This is a genomic window from Flectobacillus sp. (assembly GCF_049240685.1).
Taxonomy (GTDB): domain Bacteria; phylum Bacteroidota; class Bacteroidia; order Cytophagales; family Spirosomataceae; genus Flectobacillus.
Genome location: NZ_JBMLSD010000176.1, coordinates 24,344 through 43,735, shown reverse-complemented (window position 1 = coordinate 43,735; position 19,392 = coordinate 24,344). Strand labels below are relative to the sequence as shown.

Genomic DNA, 19,392 nt, shown 5'->3' with positions numbered 1-19,392 from the left:
TCGAAATGATGATTTGAGATATTTCAACCTCTCGAATCTGATTAGAGTAAGGAAACTACCATTAGTGCAGAGTTAAGAGTGATGAGTTTTGAGTTGAATTTTTGGTAACAACTTGCCTCAAAATCAAATTAGTTCTACACAATTCTTTAAGGAAAAAAAACAGTATTATTATAGATTAGAAGAGAAGAAATCAGTCATACTTTATACTAATGCCTTATGCCTCCTTGCCTGAACCCTTTACTTACTTCTTCGCCAAATAACGATTAATTCTACTTACCAGTCCTGGGCCTTCGTAAATAAAGCCTGTGTATACCTGTACCAAATCGGCACCTGCGTTTAATTTTTCTTCAGCGTCCTCAGGTGAATGAATCCCCCCTACGCCAATAATTGGAAATGCTTTTCCTGATTTTTGTGCCAAATAACGAATCACCTCTGTCGAGCGTTTGGTAACGGGTTTGCCACTCAGCCCTCCCATTTCTTTCACTAGTTCTTCTGAGGATTGCAGCCCTTCTCTCGAAATAGTGGTATTTGTAGCAATTACTCCAGCTATTTTGGTTTCTTGTACAATTTCTATAATATCATCCAATTGTGAGTCGGTCAAATCGGGTGCGATTTTCAACAAAATTGGCTTTTGTGTAGGACGACGTTCGTTATCTTTTTGTAAGGTTTGTAACAAATCCTTCAATGGTTCTTTTTCTTGCAAAGCTCTCAAATTAGGCGTATTGGGCGAGCTTACATTTACCACAAAATAATCGACAACATCAAACAGCTCATTGAAGCAAATCATATAGTCATTTACGGCTTCTTCATTTGGTGTAACCTTATTTTTACCAATATTTCCTCCAATCAAAACCTCGCTATTACGTTTTCTCAATCTTGCGGCCGCTTCTTTTACCCCATCATTGTTAAATCCCATTCGGTTGATGAGGGCTTCGTCTGCTTTTAGACGAAACAAACGAGGCTTGTCGTTGCCAGATTGCGGCTTTGGTGTAAGCGTACCAATTTCTACAAATCCAAACCCCATCGCAGAAAGTTCATCTACCAATACAGCATTTTTATCGAGCCCTGCGGCTAATCCTACAGGATTTTTGAACTTTAGACCAAAAACAGTTTTTTCCAAGGCAGGATTTTCGTATTGATAAATCGCTTTAAAAATACTCGGAAAGAATGGAATTTTGAATAAAGCTTTTACTAAGTCAAAAGTAAAATAGTGAGCCTTCTCGGCATCGAAACGAAATAAGAGTGGCTGTAAAAAAAGTTTGTACATTATATTGTCAGCATCTGCGCTCGCGACAAACGAATCCTCGAGCTTTTAAAGATTTATTATAATGACAAAATTACAAAAAGGGCAAACAAAAACCTCACAGCTTTTGGATTTAGCTATGAGGTTTTGAAATTGTTTTGGTCAAATAGAAAAGTTTTTCCTCATTCATGGGCTCAAACCCAGTGTTGAAATATAAATCTTCTATGTTAAGTTAGTAGAAACAGGAAAGATTAAATTAATAATATATCTTCGAGACATATTGACTATATCCTTCTGAATAAGAACGCATTCCAATAACAGATATACTATTAACTAATAATCTCCTTTCACTTACTCAAAATAAAATTTAATTTTTGAGCTTGGGGCTTTCAGCTATGAGCATTCGGCAAAAACATAGCAATCGTCACTGAAAAACATTTTAACAAGCTTTGCCTTTTGCCTGTTGCCTAAAACACATAAATTAAATCTAATTCTGCATTCCAACTTACTTTTTTGAAGGTTTTTTGAAAATAGCTTCATCAATAGTCGGGTTCAATTTGATTGAATCAACTTCCAATGTCATTTGTCCACCTCCCATAGGAGAAGGAATCTCAGATGTATAAGGAAAAATCAAACCTTCTACTGCCTTGAAATTTGAATATGAAATTTCGATATCGATGCTTTTAGCATTTACCACTCTTGTAGCAGTAGTTTTTACAACATAGTACGTCGACGGAGAAACATAAACATTTGTAATATCGCCATTTTTTTCGGTCATCTTCAAATTATACGTCTCCACATTATCAACTTTTTCTTTCCCAACCAATTCCAACTTGGCACCTTTCTCTGCATAGTCAATCAATACACCTCCAAAATTCATTTGGCTTTTGGTCTGTTTGGCCACTGCGTTGGGTAAGTCTTGCGGTTCGCCTGTACCTCCCATCATTGTTGGAAGAATAGTCCAGCCTTGGTCACCATCCAATCCTGTGACTATTTTCTGCCCCATAACCGAAGCCTCAGTAAGTAGACCTTTACCTACTACAATAGTAGATTTTGATTCTACCTCCATACCTCCAATCGACATGTGGTTCTTTATTTCGATGCTTTTAACGGCTTTCCATTTTTCTGAGCCACCTATCGCATCAATATGCTTTTGAGCAATTTCTTCAGCAGTTTGAGCCATAGAAGCGATAGAAGTAGCTACTAAGAATAAAGCCGAGGCAAACAAATTCTTTACTTTCATGGTAATATTTAGTTTTAGTTAATAAGGTAATAAATCAGTTGGCAGAATCAGATTGCTTTTGCATCGCATAGGCATAAGACTTTCTATTTTAGGCAAAAAATAAAAGTGTTTTTCATTAAATCACAAATATATTTTTGTCTCATATCGAAAGCCCAAAGCAAACACATTCTAGGCCGATTATTTACTGAAAGCTACTCTAATTATTACTACTTACCAAACGGAATTGGGACAAAACGCATTATTTGCTGACAGATGGTTGTTCTTTCTTTTTGGAAAAAGAAAAATACGCAATTATTAAACTTATAACAGCCAAAATTGCTCCTGACAAGAAGGCCGCACCTGGGTAATAGATAGGCGCTTTGGATGAAGCAAAATAACTAAACAAGTTAGAGGCTATAAGAGGACCTAATATGGATGTAATACTCAAGATACTGGTGATTCCCCCCTGTAATTCACCTTGTTCGTTGGCACCTACCTGTTGCGTCATGACCGACTGTATCGCTGGCGCGGCTATGCCCCCCATGGCAAAGGGCATCATGATTACATACATCATCCAGCCTTTCCAGGCAAAAGAGTACAACAAAAAGCCTACTGACCAAAAAGCTAATCCTACAAAAATTGAGTTCTTCTCGCCTAATTTAGGAATAATTTTTCGGCTCAAAAACCCCTGAACAATAGCCACCGCCACGCCTGCAAAACCCAACGACAAGCCTATTTCTCGTTTACTCCAATGAAATACCAACTTGGTGTAGTAGGCCCAGGTACTAGGATTGGTTTGCCCTGCCAATTGTATACAGAATAACGCCAAAGATAAGCCAAACAATAAAGGATATTTAGTCATGTTTGATAGCGTACCAATAGGATTAGAACGTTTCCAATTGAATGGTCGGCGGTTTTCTTTTGATAAAGATTCTGGTAAAATAAAATACCCATACAACCAATTGATGGCGGTTAGTCCTGCCGAAGCAAAAAATGGCAATTTGATATTGATTTCGCCCAAAACTCCCCCTACTACTGGGCCAAGAATAAATCCTAGTCCAAAGGCAGCGCCTATCATACCAAAGTTTTTGGCACGCTCTTCTGGCTTACTGATGTCTGCTATATATGCGCCCGCTGTAGTAAAACTAGCCCCTGTGACTCCTGCTATCAAGCGACCAACAAATAACCAGGTAATGTTGGGGGCAAAGGCCAATAATAAATAATCAATAGAAAAACCAATCAAGGAAGCCAGAATGATAGGTCGACGCCCATACTGATCACTCAACCCTCCGATGATTGGTGACATGATAAACTGCATAACAGCATAAGAGGCCATCAACATTGAGCCATAAATAGCGGCATTGGAAGTTCCCCCTCCTACAAACTCCTCAATTAAATCTGGTAAAATCGGAATAATGATACCGATACCAAGAACATCAATGAGCATGGTGATAAAAATAAAAATAATGGCAGGGTTGCGCTTGTCAGACATAACGACGAAGTGTTTAGAAATTTTCAATACATCAACTTAATATAGGACACAACAACATATAGCCTTGTTAAGTAAGTAAAAGACGTTATTAGTTAACAGCATATCTGTTATTGTAATGCAATCATAATCAAAAGATTATACTCAAACTTTATCTTTGAGATACTATTAATTTAATCTTTCCTTCTACTTAAGTGAGCAAAATAAATTTTAATCTTGGAGCTTTCGGCTTTCAACTATGGGCAATCGGCAAAAGCGTATGTATCCTTAATTAAAAACAATTTACCTCTTTGCCTGTTGCCTAGTGCCTTTATCACAACACCTAGATCTAATTCTGCACGATTACTTAACATGAACTACGTCATTACTAAGCATGACAATTTTTCATGAGACCATACGTGTCCTATCTGAAAATCAGGAAGTCGATAATTACCAAAAAATGTTTTAAATGAATTTTTTGAAAGGGCATTTTCACTGTCAGAAGTCAGCTAGTGGGTGTAATAGATAGGAATCCAATGCCTACACCATCTCACTAAGGAATTTAGTTATTCATAATATGTTGGTTTTGAAAACCATGCAAGATAGGTGTTTTTGTAGAAAAAGGCAAAATATCAAACACTCCTGATTCAATGAAGTAAGATTGAGTGATGAACTGAATTTTACATAATCACTCCTTCACTCAATCTTTTTTCACTCATTTAGCTATTTGTTCAGGTCTGTCAAGTACCTGTAAAAAAACTATATCTTTTGTTTTAATTTATCGTTCAAATAGGCTTTGCTAATTGTGGCTGATTCTAATGGCGTACGATTTGGCTCAGGAACGCCATCAAGCTCGACAACCGCCCAACGATTAAATTTAATTTTTGCTAAAGCATTAAACACCGCAGGCAAATCCACGTTGCCTTGGCCAAGCTCAACAAACTTGTAGGCCTTTGGGTCTGGCTTATCAGCCAAGGGAGATTTTACATCTTTGATATGCAATGCAAATAGACGGTCTTTGTATTGCTCCACAGCTTTGGCTGGTACGCCCCCACCTTGATGATAATGTGCCACATCGAGCAGCATTTTTACAAATGTAGGATTGGTCTCTTGCATCAAAATATCTACCTCTTCAGGGGTTTCGCCCCATTGGTGCATGTGATTGTGATAGGTGGTTTGCACACCCAAATCGGCCGTTTGTTCACCTATTTGATTCATCACTTTCGCCAAGGCCTTTAACTCTTCTTTGGTTGGAGCTTGGTTATTTTTTCTGAGGCTATTAGTTAACTGAATCGCATCTCCACCTAGGGCTTTTACAAAACTTGCATGCGCCACATGGTAGTCTACATTACTCGAAACACGCGCTGAATCTACCTCCACATTTCCACTCGAAAACATCGCCAATGTCAAATGGTGCTGGGCAAGTAAGTCTTTTAGCTCCTGAACCCTAGTCTTGTAATTATCATAAGCGTTGGCACGAAGTTGAATACCCTTGAAGCCCAATGAAGAAATATCTTGCATGGCATTTAGGTCTTTGCCTCCCCACGTAATAGCCGAATAAGCTATCTTAATAGAAGAAGGTTTTGAAGCAAAAAGTGACTGTGAGAGCATCGAAGCAGCCCCAATCATAGTTAATTCAGAAATAAACTGACGTCGGTTTGAAGTAGACATAAAGGTAGTAAGTTTGTTTCTCGAAAAAGTAAAATTATAGGTAATTATACTGATTTTCAGCAAAAAGCTTTTTCTAAAATGAAAAAAACACTGAAAAGAACCTTTCTAAAACAAACAAACCATTTACCTAAATTGTGTCATTGCCTGATAAACTCAACTCGTCGGTTTTTCTTTTTATTTTCTTCCGAATTGTTTGGGACGACGGGTTCTAAAGGACCACGCCCTACGGCCTTGAGTCTTTCTGATTGAATACCTTTTGAAATCAAATAAAATATAACAGACTGACATCTTTCTTGAGATAATTTCAGGTTGAGATTAAAATCACCAACATTATCGGTATGACCACGAATTTCTAACTTGAGAGTCGGGTTCTCACGCATTAAACTTACTAATGAATCTAATTCTTGAAAAGATTCCTTCCTTAAGACAGGGCTACTTTGATCAAAATATAGATTTCGTAAAGTAATTGCTTTGCCTTTTTCGATAATACCAAATTCCTTAGATTTTATAATTGAATTTGGCTCTATCTTGACGATAGTGCGCTTTTTTTTCAGGATAAAATCTTTCGAAAACTGTTTGTCCATAATAGCACCTAAAGGCGCAAAACGTGTAATAATGGGCTCATATCCATTTGCAGTCACATGAATACTATACTCTTTGTGCGGCATTAGCTCAACCATCGGAAAAACACCTTGATACGCTTGTGGTAATTGGGTATTGGTTTCTAAATCATAAACCTTATAAACTGCATGAATATGCTCGGTTAGCTCTTGGTCTTCCCATGATTTTAGCAAAAAAGTATAACTATTTCTTTCCATAGGCACTACCAATTTCGACAAATTGAGTAAGGTATCTGTTACAACGAAGTGCTTATTATAGGTATGATATTCTTTTGCTTGAACTTCTACATCAATCTCATCGCCATCTACCAAAAGTACTTTATAAGGTTTGGTTTCAGTAAGTTTTAAATTAGTAGAGGCTACCTCGAAAACAGGAATCAAATCTTTTGTAAGGATATCTTGAGCAACAATAGGAATTACAACACTAGCTCTTTTTACAGGCTTCAATAGATAAGTTAATACTCTATCCAAACTCGAAGAATCCAACTTTGTGATTATTGGTTCGTAGCCTTTGGCAGATATTTCGAGTTCATACTTTAGAGGAGAATCAAATAGATTTAGATAAACTATTCCTTCAGAACTAATAGATAAATACTTTTGGACTTCTTCTGTGTAAGTATTTTTAACAAAAAAATTAACTTTTTTAGCAGGTCTTTTAGTTTCTTCATCCAAAGCATTTATACGAATTACGCCAACGGCCTTTTCCATAAAAGCCTCATATTCATAATGTTTACCAAAGGGTGCTAGTAAGATTTGAAATGTACGTTGTTGGGTTTGATAACCTTCTGCCTGAGCGGTGATAGTTAGCTTTGCTTCGGAATTAAAGGTTACGATATGAGAGGACGCAGTTTCTATAAGCGTTTTTTTTCCATCGCTAAACTGCACTATAAACTGTCCAAAAATAGATTTTCTGGAATGTTTGTCACGCATACGCAAAGTAAGCGTTGAAGGGGCATTAGTTTGATTCGTAATGTGGGTAGTGGAGTCTGAACTTTTAACAAAACTCAACACCTGAAAATTACAAGTCAATAGCAATAAAAGTAAGTAAGAATAATGTAAAATACCTTTCATATAAAGCACAAAAATAGACAGTCGACATAGCAGTGATTGTGCAAAACAGGATAAACATTCAAGTATTGGTTTTCAGTAAATAGGCAACAGTAAACAGGTAACAGTAAACAGGCAATAGTAAACAGGCAACAGGCAAAGAGTTTTTAATCTTTTAAATTTACAATTATATTTCTGCTCAGAGCCTAATGCCTAATGCCTAATGCCTAAAGCTCAAAGCCCAATGCCTAATGCCTACAGCTCAAGCCCTATTTTATCCAAATTAAGATACTTATTCTATAATTTCAAAATAATTGATAATTTCTCTAAAAACTCAAAAAGCCCCAACTACCGAAGTAATTGAGGCTTTGATATATAGGTCGTTTTAGGACAAAATCCTAGTAACGGTACAAGTCAGATTTGAATGGACCTTCTACAGTAACACCGATATAAGCAGCTTGTTCTTCGTCTAATACTTCCAATTTCGCACCGATATGAGCCAAGTGCAATTTAGCTACTTTCTCATCCAAATGTTTAGGAAGGATATATACTTGTTTTTCGTATTTTTCTGTGTTCAACCACAATTCAAGCTGAGCCAAGGTTTGGTTACAGAAAGAGTTAGACATTACGAAAGATGGGTGACCCATAGCACAACCTAAGTTAACTAAACGACCCTCTGCCAATACGATAACATCTTTGCCATCAACATCATACAAATCAACTTGTGGTTTGATTTGTTGCTTAGTAGCACCATAATTGGCATTCAACCAAGCCATATCGATTTCGTTATCAAAGTGACCAATGTTACAAACAATCGCCTTGTCTTTCATTGCTAAGAAATGACGACCTTTGATGATGTTTACGTTACCAGTAGCTGTTACAAAAATGTTTGCACGAGTAGCAGCTTCGTCCATAGTAACTACTTCAAAGCCATCCATAGCTGCTTGAAGCGCACAAATTGGATCAATTTCAGTAACCAATACACGGCACCCAGCACCACGCAATGATTCGGCAGAACCCTTACCTACGTCACCATAACCAGCCACTACAGCTACTTTACCAGCCAACATCAAGTCTGTTGCACGACGGATTGAGTCTACTAATGATTCTTTACAACCGTATTTGTTATCAAATTTAGATTTTGTAACTGAGTCGTTAACGTTGATAGCTGGTAAATATAAGGTACCATTTTTCAAACGCTCATACAAACGGTGAACACCAGTGGTAGTTTCTTCAGACAAACCTTTGATACCACCGATTAATTCAGGGTAGTTATCAAAAACCATGTTAGTCAAGTCACCACCATCATCCAAAATCATGTTCAAAGGTTGACGCTCTTCGCCAAAGAACAAAGTTTGTTCGATACACCAGTTAAATTCCTCTTCGTTCATACCTTTCCAAGCATAAACTGGGATACCCGCGGCAGCAATAGCAGCAGCAGCGTGATCTTGAGTAGAGAAGATATTACAAGAAGACCAAGTTACATCAGCACCCAAGGCTACCAATGTCTCAATCAATACAGCAGTTTGGATAGTCATGTGCAAACATCCTGCGATGCGAGCACCAGCCAATGGCTTAGACTCACCATATTCAGCACGAAGCGCCATCAAACCTGGCATTTCAGCTTCAGCCAAAAGAATTTCTTTACGACCCCAATCAGCTAGGGCGATGTCTTTTACTTTGTACGGAGTGTACGGTTGTGTTGTAGTTGACATTTATTTTTTACTTTTATTATTTCTACTTTAAAACAAATTAAGCCTCTAATAAACTCTATTTCAATTAATTAAATATGAAAAATGTTTTCTTTTATGAACTCAATTCTTTATAAAGTACAAAATTAGTAGGTTTTAGGAAGATTTAAAAAGCAATCCAATAAATCATTTAGGATTGAACCAAAAAATAGAAATTACAAAACATAAATGTTTAATTTTTTGATAAATTATCTAAAAAAATAACATATTGAAGATAATTTATTTATTTCAAGAAATACTATTTTCTAAAATAAAAAAGCACAACACAAATCTATAAAACCCTTAGACTTGTATCGTGCTTTTTTCTTAAGTCTTCAACCAATACCTACTTAATCTCAAAACCACCAGTTCCGATTTTAAAACCTTCGGCAAACAACTCGACTGTGTATTTACCAGAACGATATGCAGTACCTCTATGATAGGCGACTTCCACAAATTGATTAACATTGTCGTAATAAATTTCGGCCTTTGTTGTGTAGGCAAAATCTTTACCTTCAAAAACGAAGCTTCCAGAACCCGTAGCCGAATCAAAAAGTGTGGAGCCATCAGGATCAAGAATACGAATAAATACCGTTTTCTTTTCGTGCTCGGTCAAATCATTTTTTGCAAGCATAAACGATATCTTGAGTCGAGCCAACTTATCATTCTTCATCCGCTTGTCATCAAACTCTCGTCCCTTTTGGTTAATTCCCGTAATTTTCACAAACTCAGTTTTGAGTGCTGTAGCCCTAGATACCTTTTCGGCGAGGGCCTTATTTCGTATATCAGCATCTTCCTTTTGTGCCCTTATACGCGCAGCGGTATTGGCAAGAAGGGACTTTTCGGAACGAAGGCTTGTATTTTCCTCGCTAAGATTTTCGTTTTGAGAAGCTAACTCTGTATTTTCGGCACGCAATCGTTGTATTTCTTGCTCTTTGATAGTTAACAATGATTCATAACTCAGTATTTTGGCCTGATAGGTGGCCTTAATACTGGCAATTTCTTCAGAAGTATTTTTGAGTAGTTGTATCTTGTCGAGCTCCAATTTGGCCTTGGCTTTTTGTAGCTCCGAAATATCTCCACCCAATTCTTGAATTTCCGCAATTTTATTATCCAACTGATGCATAATGGAGTCTAGCTTGATACGAGTCTCGGCCAGCTGTACAACTTTTTCTTCAATGACCTCTTGTTGACTTTTTTTGATATCATTGCTTTGAATCACCATGTATAATAATACAGCCGCTAACACCGAAACAACCCCAATTCCTGCACGGAGCATCCCATTAACACCTTGATTAGGTCCTCTTAGTTCTTTAAACGAATCATTACTCATATTTTCAAACAAAGTTAGAGATAGATTGCACTATAACGCATTAGGCATTAAGCAATACGCCGTAAGCTAAAAGTTGTGCATGACTAATGCCTACTGCTTACAGCCTAAAGCATATTAATTTACAAAAACTGTAATACACTTTCTAAGCCCATTCCTCTCGAACCTTTTACGAGAATATGGGTGTTTTCTACTTTATGGTCCTGTAACCACACATGCAACCCAAACTTATCTGGGAAATAGTGTACCTTCATGATTGGCAACTGAGCCACAGCGGATTCCATCAATTTTCCTGCCAAAAGAATATAATCAAAATTACAATTTTTCAATAGCTCTCCGATAGCCTTATGCTCGGCTTCCGCCTCCTCGCCTAGTTCGAACATATCTCCCAAAATCACCATTTTTTTATCGGCTTTCAAATTGTTAAAATTAGTGATAGCGGCATTCATCGAAGATGGGTTGGCATTATAAGCATCCATCAAAACAAGATTAGAGCCTTTTTCAACAAATTGCGAACGGTTATTGTTGGGCACATAATCAGCCACTGCCTGACAAGCTGTTTGGGTATCAATACCAAAATACTGTCCAATTCGAATGGCGGCACACATATTATAAAAATTGTATTTGCCTGTCAAATGTGTTTTGTACGAATGCCCGTCTAAATCTTCAAAAGTAACATTCGGAATTTCCTCTTTCAGGGTAATTACAGTTGGAAAATCGGCATTGGGTTCTGCGCTATAAGTTATGATTTCGGCAAAGCTTTTGCCCTGCGTCATGTCAAAGGTAGGTGTCGAAGCCACATTAACAAATACTGTTCTATGCTGAGCTGACAAAAAATCAAACAATTCGCCTTTGCCTTTGCGAACGCCCTCTACACCCCCAAAACCTTCTAAATGCGCCTTACCAATGTTGGTAATAAAACCATGCGTAGGTTCACAAATTTCAACCAACTCTTTGATATCACCTTGTTTGTTGGCTCCCATCTCAATAATAGCCATTTCAAGCGTATCATCTATGGCCAAAATTGTCAAAGGCACACCAATGTGATTGTTTAAGTTACCAACAGTTGAATATGTTTTATATTTTTTTGATAAAACACAATTAATTAGCTCTTTAGTGGTGGTTTTGCCGTTCGAACCTGTGAGTCCCACAAAAGGAATATTCATCTGTTTACGATGGTAATTTGCTAGTTGTTGTAAAGCCAGTAGACCGTCCTCTACCAATAAGTAGCGTTCATTTTGAACAACGGCGGGGTCGTCGACTACCACATAGGCAGCACCTTTTTCTAATGCTTGAGCGGCAAATTGGTTAGCATCAAAGTTGGGGCCTTTCAAAGCCACGAACATAACCCCTTGATCAATTTTGCGGGTATCGGTAGATACACCAGTACATTCTTTGTATTTTTTGTATAATTCGCTAACCGAAATCATCATTTTTGTCGTTTAGTTGTTATCAACAATTTGCCGAAGAAAAGGTTTGAAGTTTATAAATTCTCAAAATCGAGTTATAAAAACTACGCTATTTTTTATTTTATTTTGAAAAAACATGCAACCCTATTTGTATTCAAATGGGTCTTTTAGAAAAAAATTATTTTTCTTTTTTAGGTAAAAAAAAATAATACACTGATTTGTAATTGATTAAGCCTCACAAACTAAATAACTGTTATATACACATCAAGCTTCGTATTATTACAACTACGAAATAAGCAAACAAATATCGAATGAAAAAATTACTTACGCTCTATATAATTTGGTCTTCTATTCAAATTTATGCCCAAGAAATATCTTTTAAGTATAACGACCAAGTAAAAATCATTCAGAATGGTCAAACCCTCGTCAATGCCTTTGCGGGTGGTTTGAATGCTCCACAATTCTCGACTTGCCAGCTCAACAACGAAGGACCTGAAGACTTGGTGGTTTATGACAGAACAGCCCAAAAGGTTTTTACTTTTTTGGCATCCCAAAATACTGCTGGACAATATTACTGGCAATATGCCCCTCAATACGAAACGCTTTTCCCGACGTTACAAAACTGGATGTTATTAGTAGACTATGATAAAGACGGTCGCAAAGATTTATTCACTCATTCGTCTGCTGGACTAAAATTGTTTAAAAATACCACCGTAGCCGACAAGGTATCTTGGCAACTTATTGCTAATCCAGTGTATAGTATAGGTTTTTCAGGGAAAATTAATCTCAATGTAACAGCCACAGATATTCCAGCTATTACAGATATTGATAACGATGGCGATATTGATGTTTTACTCTTTGACCCATCTGGAGATTTTGTTGAGTTTCATAGAAACAATGCCGTCGAGAAATACAACGACCCTACTCGTCTCGAATTTGTAAAAATCGGTTATTGTTGGGGTGATTTCATTAAGCAGTTATGTCAAGATTTTCAATTCGGAATAGAATGTGGCGATACGCCTGCGGGAGAAAAAAGTAGCGAGCAGAGTGCTCAAAAAGTTCTACATTCTGGCAATGCTTTGCTATTGCTTGACTTAAATGGTGACAATAAAAAAGATGTGCTTTTTGGGCATATCACCTGTAATAACATTGCTGCACTAATCAATCAGGGCACGCAGCAACGTGCTTCTTTCACCTCTGCAAACTACGTATACCCCACCAATACCACGGCCATTGATTTCCCTATTTTTCCAGCGGTATATTTTGAGGATTTAGATTTTGATGGTATCAAAGATTTGGTGGCTGCCCCAAATGGCTTTGATAATGCAGAACGCCTGGTAGATTTTCAACAATCTGTATGGTTTTATAAAAATACAGGAAAAGATAATTTCCCGATTTGGAATTTTCAAGGCAAAAATTTCTTGCAGAATACTATGATAGATTTGGGAGAAAATGCCTCCCCCGTTTTAGTAGATATTGATGGCGACGGCGATAAGGATTTGATAGTTGGATACAGTGGAAATAGTACAACAACTGGCGTAAAAGCAGGTTTGGTTTTACTGGAAAATAAGGGCAATAATACATTTGAAGTAAAGGACACCGATTACTTAGGACTCGTAAAATCTATGCAATTGTTGGATGTTCGTCCCTTCGTAGCTGACATCAATGGTGATGGAGTCGATGATTTGGGCTTTAGTTCTAATTCGTCTAAAGGCATGGAAATCAGATACATCCCCAACAAGGCTGCACGTAATCAGGCTTTTAGTATCCAGTTGAGTAATGCGGTACTGCTTCCTTCCATTGCTGACTTTTTAGCTGGCGAATCTGTCACTTTTTTTGACTTTGATAAAGACGGGAAAATGGATATTTTACATGGAACCTCGCGTGGAAATATTCGTTTTATCCAAAATACTGGCACTAATCAATCACCCAAATATGTAGTACAAAATGACAACCTTGGCAAGCTCCAAACCGATTTTATTGCAGGCAATATATTTCTGACAACTGGTGATGTCAATCTTGATGGAAAAACGGATTTGCTTGTTGGGAATCGCACTGGCAATATGAGTATTTACAGAAGTTTCCAAGAGCAAAACACCAATCAATTCGTAGCAGATACTAGTCTGATATTCAACAGTTTTAGTAATAAGTCTGAAAACTTATTGATTGGAGGAAATGCCACAATTGCCATTGGAGATTTGGATAACGATTTGCTTCCTGACGTCATCATTGGTACTAATACTGGAGGATTACGAGTATTAAAAAACCTTACCAAGGTGGTCATTACTGGTACTGAGCAAGACCAAATTAGTCAGATTTATCCTAATCCTACGAATAGGTATGTCTATGTAAAAATGACCGAAAATGCACAGGCAACGCTGATTGACTTGAGCGGTCGTATTATCCAAAATACAAGAATGGTTCGTGCCAATACAGAAGAGGTCTTCGACTTGCAAGGACTACCCACAGGTATGTATTTGCTCAAAATAGAAACAGGTAAAAAGTCTCAAACCTCTAAAATCATCTTGAGAAATTAGGGCTCGTCTATGGCTTTTAGCTGGACAAAATTGAATCTCCTAGTTCAAGACTTAGTCTTGGACTTTCTTTTTTTATACAGTTTACAACTGTTTTTGTAAAATTAAGTGTCAAAGTCTAAAATTTCCTCAAAATCTGGGATGTCTCCTATTTTTGCAAAAAACCTATAACGAGCGCCCAAGGAGATTTGTACCAACTTCTCTATTTAGTCATTATATTTATTTTCTCACAAAGGGACAATAATTGAATTATTTCTATTTAATTTTGTCATAAAACATTTAATTTTAAGTTAATGCGCAAAATGAAATCTAATTTTTTAGCTTTCGGTTTTCAGCTATGGGTTTTCGGCAAAAACATAGCTAATGTTATAACAAAACCATTTAATACTCTTTGTCTTGTGCCCTAAAACACAAAACTTAAGTTTACAGGAAGAAAATAAACATTGATTAATATCATAAATGCTTTTTTTCCCTAAAAAACAAGACACCAAGCTGAATAGATGTTTTTATCTTTACAAAAAGAAAGAAAAGGTTTTTGGTCAACATAAAAGATTTCTTTTAGATACCTCCAAAAACCCTAAGTAATAAAACTATCCCAAAACGATGACGTCTATCCAACATATACTATTCAGTGCTATTGAGGCCACAGCCAATGAGAAAGAATTAGAATGGGTAAAAACTAAGGCTAATTCTGATGTAAAAGCGATTCAAATAGCCTTTGTTTCAGCGCCTAGATTTATTCACAAAGTAGCAATTCGTGTCGATGAAAAGGTGATTCATTCGGTTGTACCAGATTGGCAAATTGAGGAGTGGACTTTAGAAAGATTGGTACGTGTTTATCTACTATTACATATCCCAAACGAGCATAGTGAAGATTATGTCAAAAACATTGAAACGCTTTTTGATACCGCCGAAATCAATGAATTAGTAGCATTATATTCAGCATTACCCGTATTGTCCTATCCAGAAAAATGGCTTTTTAGAGCCACAGAGGCAGTTCGCTCCAATATGGGCGTCGTTTTCGATGCTATCGGATTTGGCAATCCTTACCCTTTTCTACATTTTTCAGAACTAGCATGGAATCAATTGGTACTAAAATGTATTTTTAATGATAAACCTATTCATTTGATTGTAGGTTTGGAAAAACGTGCCAATCGCAAACTTGCTGAAACACTTTCCGACTTTGCGCATGAGCGCTGGGCGGCCGACCGTAAAGTACCTGCGCAAGTGTGGCGCTTGGTAACCGATTTTATGAATGATACAATTTTGGCTGATTTGGATAAACTTTTTCAGTCAAATGACATCCAAAATCAAACAGCCGCAGCTCTGGTATGTTCCGAAACATCATTTCCTGGCGCTGAGAGTTTACTAGAAAATTACCCTCAATTACGAGCTTCCATACAAAAAGGACAATTGAGCTGGAAGCAATTGGAGGTTCATCAACTGTGTTATGTGTAGTGACTCAAAAGATAAGAAGGAAACGCAAGCAACTCACTAACTCACTCATTTTCAATTCACTCATTCGATTATGTGTAATAAACATTCAGAAATACAACAAAATCCTTCGCACTTCGAAGGTTCGGCAGAGGAGAAAGTAACTGCACAACACGTGCAGGCCAATTTCATGGATTATATAAAGGATATGAAGTTTTTTGACCCTCATATCCACATGACTTCACGTACGACCGACGACTACCAAGCCTTAGCCGACGCTGGTGTTGTGGCAATTATCGAACCTGCTTTTTGGTTGGGACAACCTCGTACAGGTTTGGCAACATTCAAAGATTACTTTAGCAGCTTGGTAGGTTGGGAAAGATTCCGCTCGTCACAATTTGGTATCAAACATTACTGCACGATTGGGCTTAATTCTCGCGAAGCCAACAACGAACCCTTGGCAGAACAAGTTATGGAAATTTTGCCATTGTATCTTTACAAAGAAGGCGTGGTTGGCGTTGGAGAAATCGGTTTTGATGACCAAACTCCCGCAGAAGAAAAGTATTATCGTTGGCAATTAGATTTATCCAAGGAGGCCAATCTACCCGTACAAGTGCATACCCCGCACCGCGATAAACGCAAAGGTACCGAACGCAGTATGGCTATTGCACTCGAACATGGTATTGCTCCCAACATGGTAATCATTGATCACAACAATGAGGAAACCGTAAAAAGTGTACTCGACCAAGGTTTTTATGCAGCATTTACGATTTATCCATTTACCAAAATGGGTAACGAAAGAATGGTAGAAATTGTAAAACAATATGGCTCAGAAAGAATCATGATTAATTCTGCGGCCGACTGGGGTATTAGCGACCCACTTGCCGTTGCCAAAACTGCCGCATTAATGAAAATGAAAGGAATTTCAGACCATGACATCAAGATGGTTACTTATCAAAATGCCATCGATGCATTTGCTCAAAGTGGTCAAATCAACGTGGAAGATTTTGAAAACAATACGGTTATTGACCAAAGTAAAACTTTCAATGGAAATACCATTTTGAGAGGAGGACAGCAACCTCGTATCGATAAAAATGCGATAGTGATACGATAAGTAAGAGTGATGAATTGTATTTTAGGCACAAGGCAACACGTTAATTGTTTTCAATAAGCATAAACAGGCTTTTTTCCAAAGCCCATCGCCGAAAGCCGTTACCTGAAAGCTTAAAGCACAATCTAAAATTTTGTTTTACCCGCATTAGGCTAAATAAACAAAAAGTATTTCTCACGAATTTTTGCCTAATGCCTACAGCTTATCGCCTACAGCAAATTAATGCGATTCTCTATTTTTAACTTCTTTAATAGACAAATTGAAACTTAAATATTATTTACAACTCATGCGACCGGCGAATATGATAACGGCGGTCGCAGACATTTTGGCAGGTATGAGTATTGTACACTTTGTGTTTGACACAAACTATTTTCATGTACAATCTGTTCTATACTTGTCTATATCCACCTTGGGATTATATGGTGGTGGTGTGGTGTTCAACGACGTATTTGATGCAGAATTGGATGCTATCGAACGCCCCGAACGAGCGATTCCGAGCAAAAAAGTGACTCTTACCGAGGCGAGCATTTTAGGCAGTATTTTGTTACTAATCGGAGTAATTAGTGCCTATTTACAAAGCCCTTTAAGTGCCATCTTTGCGATAATAACCGCTGTTGCAGCCTTAGTTTATGACAAATGGGGAAAACATCATTCATTTTTAGGTCCTATCAACATGGGATTATGCAGAGGTTTTAACTTATTGCTTGGTATGAGTGTCATGCCCGAAGAATGGCAAAATTACCAATATTTAGCCCTTATTCCTGTTATATATATTGCAGCAATTACCATGGTGAGCCGCGGCGAAGTACATGGAGGTAGTAAAAATATTCTATATTTTGCAGCACTTTTGTATCTGTTGGTAAGTTCGGCTCAGTTGTATGTTTCTTTTACGAGAGGAACGCTTTGGTTGACAACCATTTTGGTGGCTATCCATCTTTATTTGATTGGAAAACCCCTATTCAAAGCTATTCAACATCCAATAGGACCCAATATCGGAAAAGCTGTTAAAGCAGGTGTATTGTCCTTAATTATTATGGATGCTGCTTGGGTGAGTTTATCAGGAAATATTGTTCAGACCTTAATGGTTGTATTGCTTTTACCGTTATCAATGCGTTTGGCAAAAATGTTTGCAGTAACGTAAAATGAGTTGTGAATTGTGAATGATGAATTGTGAGTACAAATTTATGATTACTAATATCTTAACTCATCAATAGTCAGCTATCGTATTAGGTAGAAAAGCTTCTATGAATTCATAAGAAATATTTATGCCGAAAAGCCCATAGCTGAAAGCCGAATGCCAAATAATTGAATTTAATTCACAATTCATAACTAAAAAATCACCACATGTTAATTGTATGACTTAGCGCCCGACAATATTCTTTGGCACTAAATGACTTAAAATCTTAATTCAATGTCAGTTATTCAGCAATCTTTTCAGGTACATTTTTCTTATAATATCCAATTTACTAAAAACTTATTTGCGCCTGAAAACTCCTTATTCATAGATTTTCTCCGTAATTACGGCAGTCCAACCTTCAAAAAGAAAATACTTTTTCTCATTGACGAAGGCGTTGCCGAGGCACATCCTTACTTGCAAGATGCTATTCGTAAGTATTTTGCAACGCAAGATGCCATTGAACTTGCTTCAGATATTCTGGTATTGCCGGGAGGAGAAATCGTCAAAAATCAACCAAGCTATTTCGACAAAGCTCTCGAAGCGATTGATACTTATGGTATCGACCGTCATTCGTTTGTGGCTGCCATTGGTGGTGGTGCGTTTTTGGACATGACGGGCTACGCTTCGGCGGTGGCGCATCGTGGGGTCAAGCATATCCGCATACCAACGACGGTTTTGTCACAGAATGATTCGGGTGTTGGGGTAAAAAATGGGATTAACTATATCGGAAAAAAGAACTTCTTAGGCACATTTGCTCCCCCTGTAGCAGTGTTCAACGATAGTAATTTCTTGACAACCCTCAACGACCGTGATTGGCGTTCGGGCATTGCAGAAGCCGTTAAAGTAGCCTTAATCAAGGATTTGACGTTTTTCACATGGCTCGAAGATCATGCTTTTGCTTTGGCAAATCGTGATGAAGACGCCATGTACCAGCATATTTTCCGTTGTGCCGAATTGCACGTTCAGCATATCTCTAGTGGCGACCCATTTGAAAGTGGCTCAGCAAGACCTTTGGATTTTGGGCATTGGGCTGCACATAAGTTAGAATATCTTACCAATTTCAGTATTCGTCACGGCGAAGCTGTTGCGATTGGTATTGCCTTGGATTCGGTGTATTCGCATCTCAAAGGTGATTTAACCGAAAATGATTTACAAAGAATCATTACACTTTTACAAAATTTAGGCTTTGAGCTATATCACCCTGCTTTAGCAGAAAATGATAAAATCAATCTTTGGAAAGGCTTAAATGAATTTAGGGAACATCTTGGTGGTCAACTAACTATTACTCTTTTAAAAGCATTAGGCAAAGGCGAGGAAGTTCACGAGATAGATTTTGAATTAGTAAAACAAGCCGTAGATTATCTGGCTTCGAAGGTTTGTGTATTTTAAGGCTTTT

Annotated in this window: 13 protein-coding genes; 5 read left to right on the top strand and 8 right to left on the bottom strand. The window is 37.5% G+C overall.

Annotation, left to right across the window (positions count from 1 at the left end; translation table 11 throughout):
* Nucleotides 1-241: 241 nt before the first annotated feature.
* The 8 genes from ACOVQ4_RS08215 to ACOVQ4_RS08180 form a co-directional block, all read right to left on the bottom strand.
* On the bottom strand, nucleotides 242-1,267 hold the full coding sequence (locus tag ACOVQ4_RS08215) for a quinone-dependent dihydroorotate dehydrogenase (protein ID WP_421820170.1): 1,026 nt from the start codon (nucleotides 1,265-1,267) through the stop codon (nucleotides 242-244).
* A gap of 481 nt (nucleotides 1,268-1,748) precedes the next feature.
* Complete coding sequence (locus ACOVQ4_RS08210; RefSeq protein ID WP_421820169.1) at nucleotides 1,749-2,486, bottom strand: outer membrane lipoprotein-sorting protein; 738 nt, start codon at nucleotides 2,484-2,486, stop codon at nucleotides 1,749-1,751.
* A gap of 238 nt (nucleotides 2,487-2,724) precedes the next feature.
* Nucleotides 2,725-3,957 carry a TCR/Tet family MFS transporter gene (locus ACOVQ4_RS08205; protein WP_421820168.1) on the bottom strand — a complete coding sequence of 411 codons (1,233 nt, stop codon included), beginning with the start codon at nucleotides 3,955-3,957 and terminating at the stop codon, nucleotides 2,725-2,727.
* A gap of 735 nt (nucleotides 3,958-4,692) precedes the next feature.
* Nucleotides 4,693-5,604, bottom strand: a complete 912-nt coding sequence (locus ACOVQ4_RS08200; protein WP_421820167.1) for a sugar phosphate isomerase/epimerase family protein — start codon at nucleotides 5,602-5,604, stop codon at nucleotides 4,693-4,695.
* 137 nt (nucleotides 5,605-5,741) lie between these two features.
* Nucleotides 5,742-7,295 (bottom strand): OmpA family protein, encoded by a 1,554-nt coding sequence (locus ACOVQ4_RS08195; RefSeq protein ID WP_421820166.1) that lies wholly within the window; start codon nucleotides 7,293-7,295, stop codon nucleotides 5,742-5,744.
* Nucleotides 7,296-7,669: 374 nt separating this feature from the next.
* Nucleotides 7,670-8,986, bottom strand: a complete 1,317-nt coding sequence (gene ahcY / locus ACOVQ4_RS08190) for an adenosylhomocysteinase (RefSeq protein WP_421820165.1) — start codon at nucleotides 8,984-8,986, stop codon at nucleotides 7,670-7,672.
* 361 nt (nucleotides 8,987-9,347) lie between these two features.
* A complete protein-coding gene (locus tag ACOVQ4_RS08185; RefSeq protein WP_421820164.1) occupies nucleotides 9,348-10,334 on the bottom strand; it encodes a hypothetical protein in 987 nt (328 codons plus the stop codon).
* 119 nt (nucleotides 10,335-10,453) lie between these two features.
* Nucleotides 10,454-11,764, bottom strand: a complete 1,311-nt coding sequence (locus ACOVQ4_RS08180) for a UDP-N-acetylmuramoyl-tripeptide--D-alanyl-D-alanine ligase (RefSeq protein ID WP_421820163.1) — start codon at nucleotides 11,762-11,764, stop codon at nucleotides 10,454-10,456.
* Between the two features lie 287 nt (nucleotides 11,765-12,051).
* Here ACOVQ4_RS08180 and ACOVQ4_RS08175 point away from each other — a divergent pair, with 287 nt between their 5' ends.
* The 5 genes from ACOVQ4_RS08175 to ACOVQ4_RS08155 all read left to right on the top strand — a co-directional run bounded on the left by ACOVQ4_RS08175 (nucleotide 12,052) and on the right by ACOVQ4_RS08155 (nucleotide 19,385).
* Entirely contained in the window at nucleotides 12,052-14,277 is a 2,226-nt protein-coding gene (locus tag ACOVQ4_RS08175; protein ID WP_421820162.1) for a T9SS type A sorting domain-containing protein, read from the top strand.
* Nucleotides 14,278-14,877: 600 nt separating this feature from the next.
* Entirely contained in the window at nucleotides 14,878-15,732 is an 855-nt protein-coding gene (locus ACOVQ4_RS08170; RefSeq protein ID WP_421820161.1) for an EboA domain-containing protein, read from the top strand.
* A 70-nt stretch (nucleotides 15,733-15,802) separates the two neighbouring features.
* Nucleotides 15,803-16,822, top strand: coding sequence for a TatD family hydrolase (locus ACOVQ4_RS08165; RefSeq protein WP_421820160.1), 1,020 nt, complete (start codon nucleotides 15,803-15,805; stop codon nucleotides 16,820-16,822).
* Between the two features lie 283 nt (nucleotides 16,823-17,105).
* Nucleotides 17,106-17,960 (top strand): UbiA-like protein EboC, encoded by an 855-nt coding sequence (gene eboC / locus ACOVQ4_RS08160; RefSeq protein ID WP_421820159.1) that lies wholly within the window; start codon nucleotides 17,106-17,108, stop codon nucleotides 17,958-17,960.
* Nucleotides 17,961-18,230: 270 nt separating this feature from the next.
* Nucleotides 18,231-19,385, top strand: a complete 1,155-nt coding sequence (locus tag ACOVQ4_RS08155; RefSeq protein WP_421820158.1) for a 3-dehydroquinate synthase — start codon at nucleotides 18,231-18,233, stop codon at nucleotides 19,383-19,385.
* Nucleotides 19,386-19,392 lie beyond the last annotated feature (7 nt).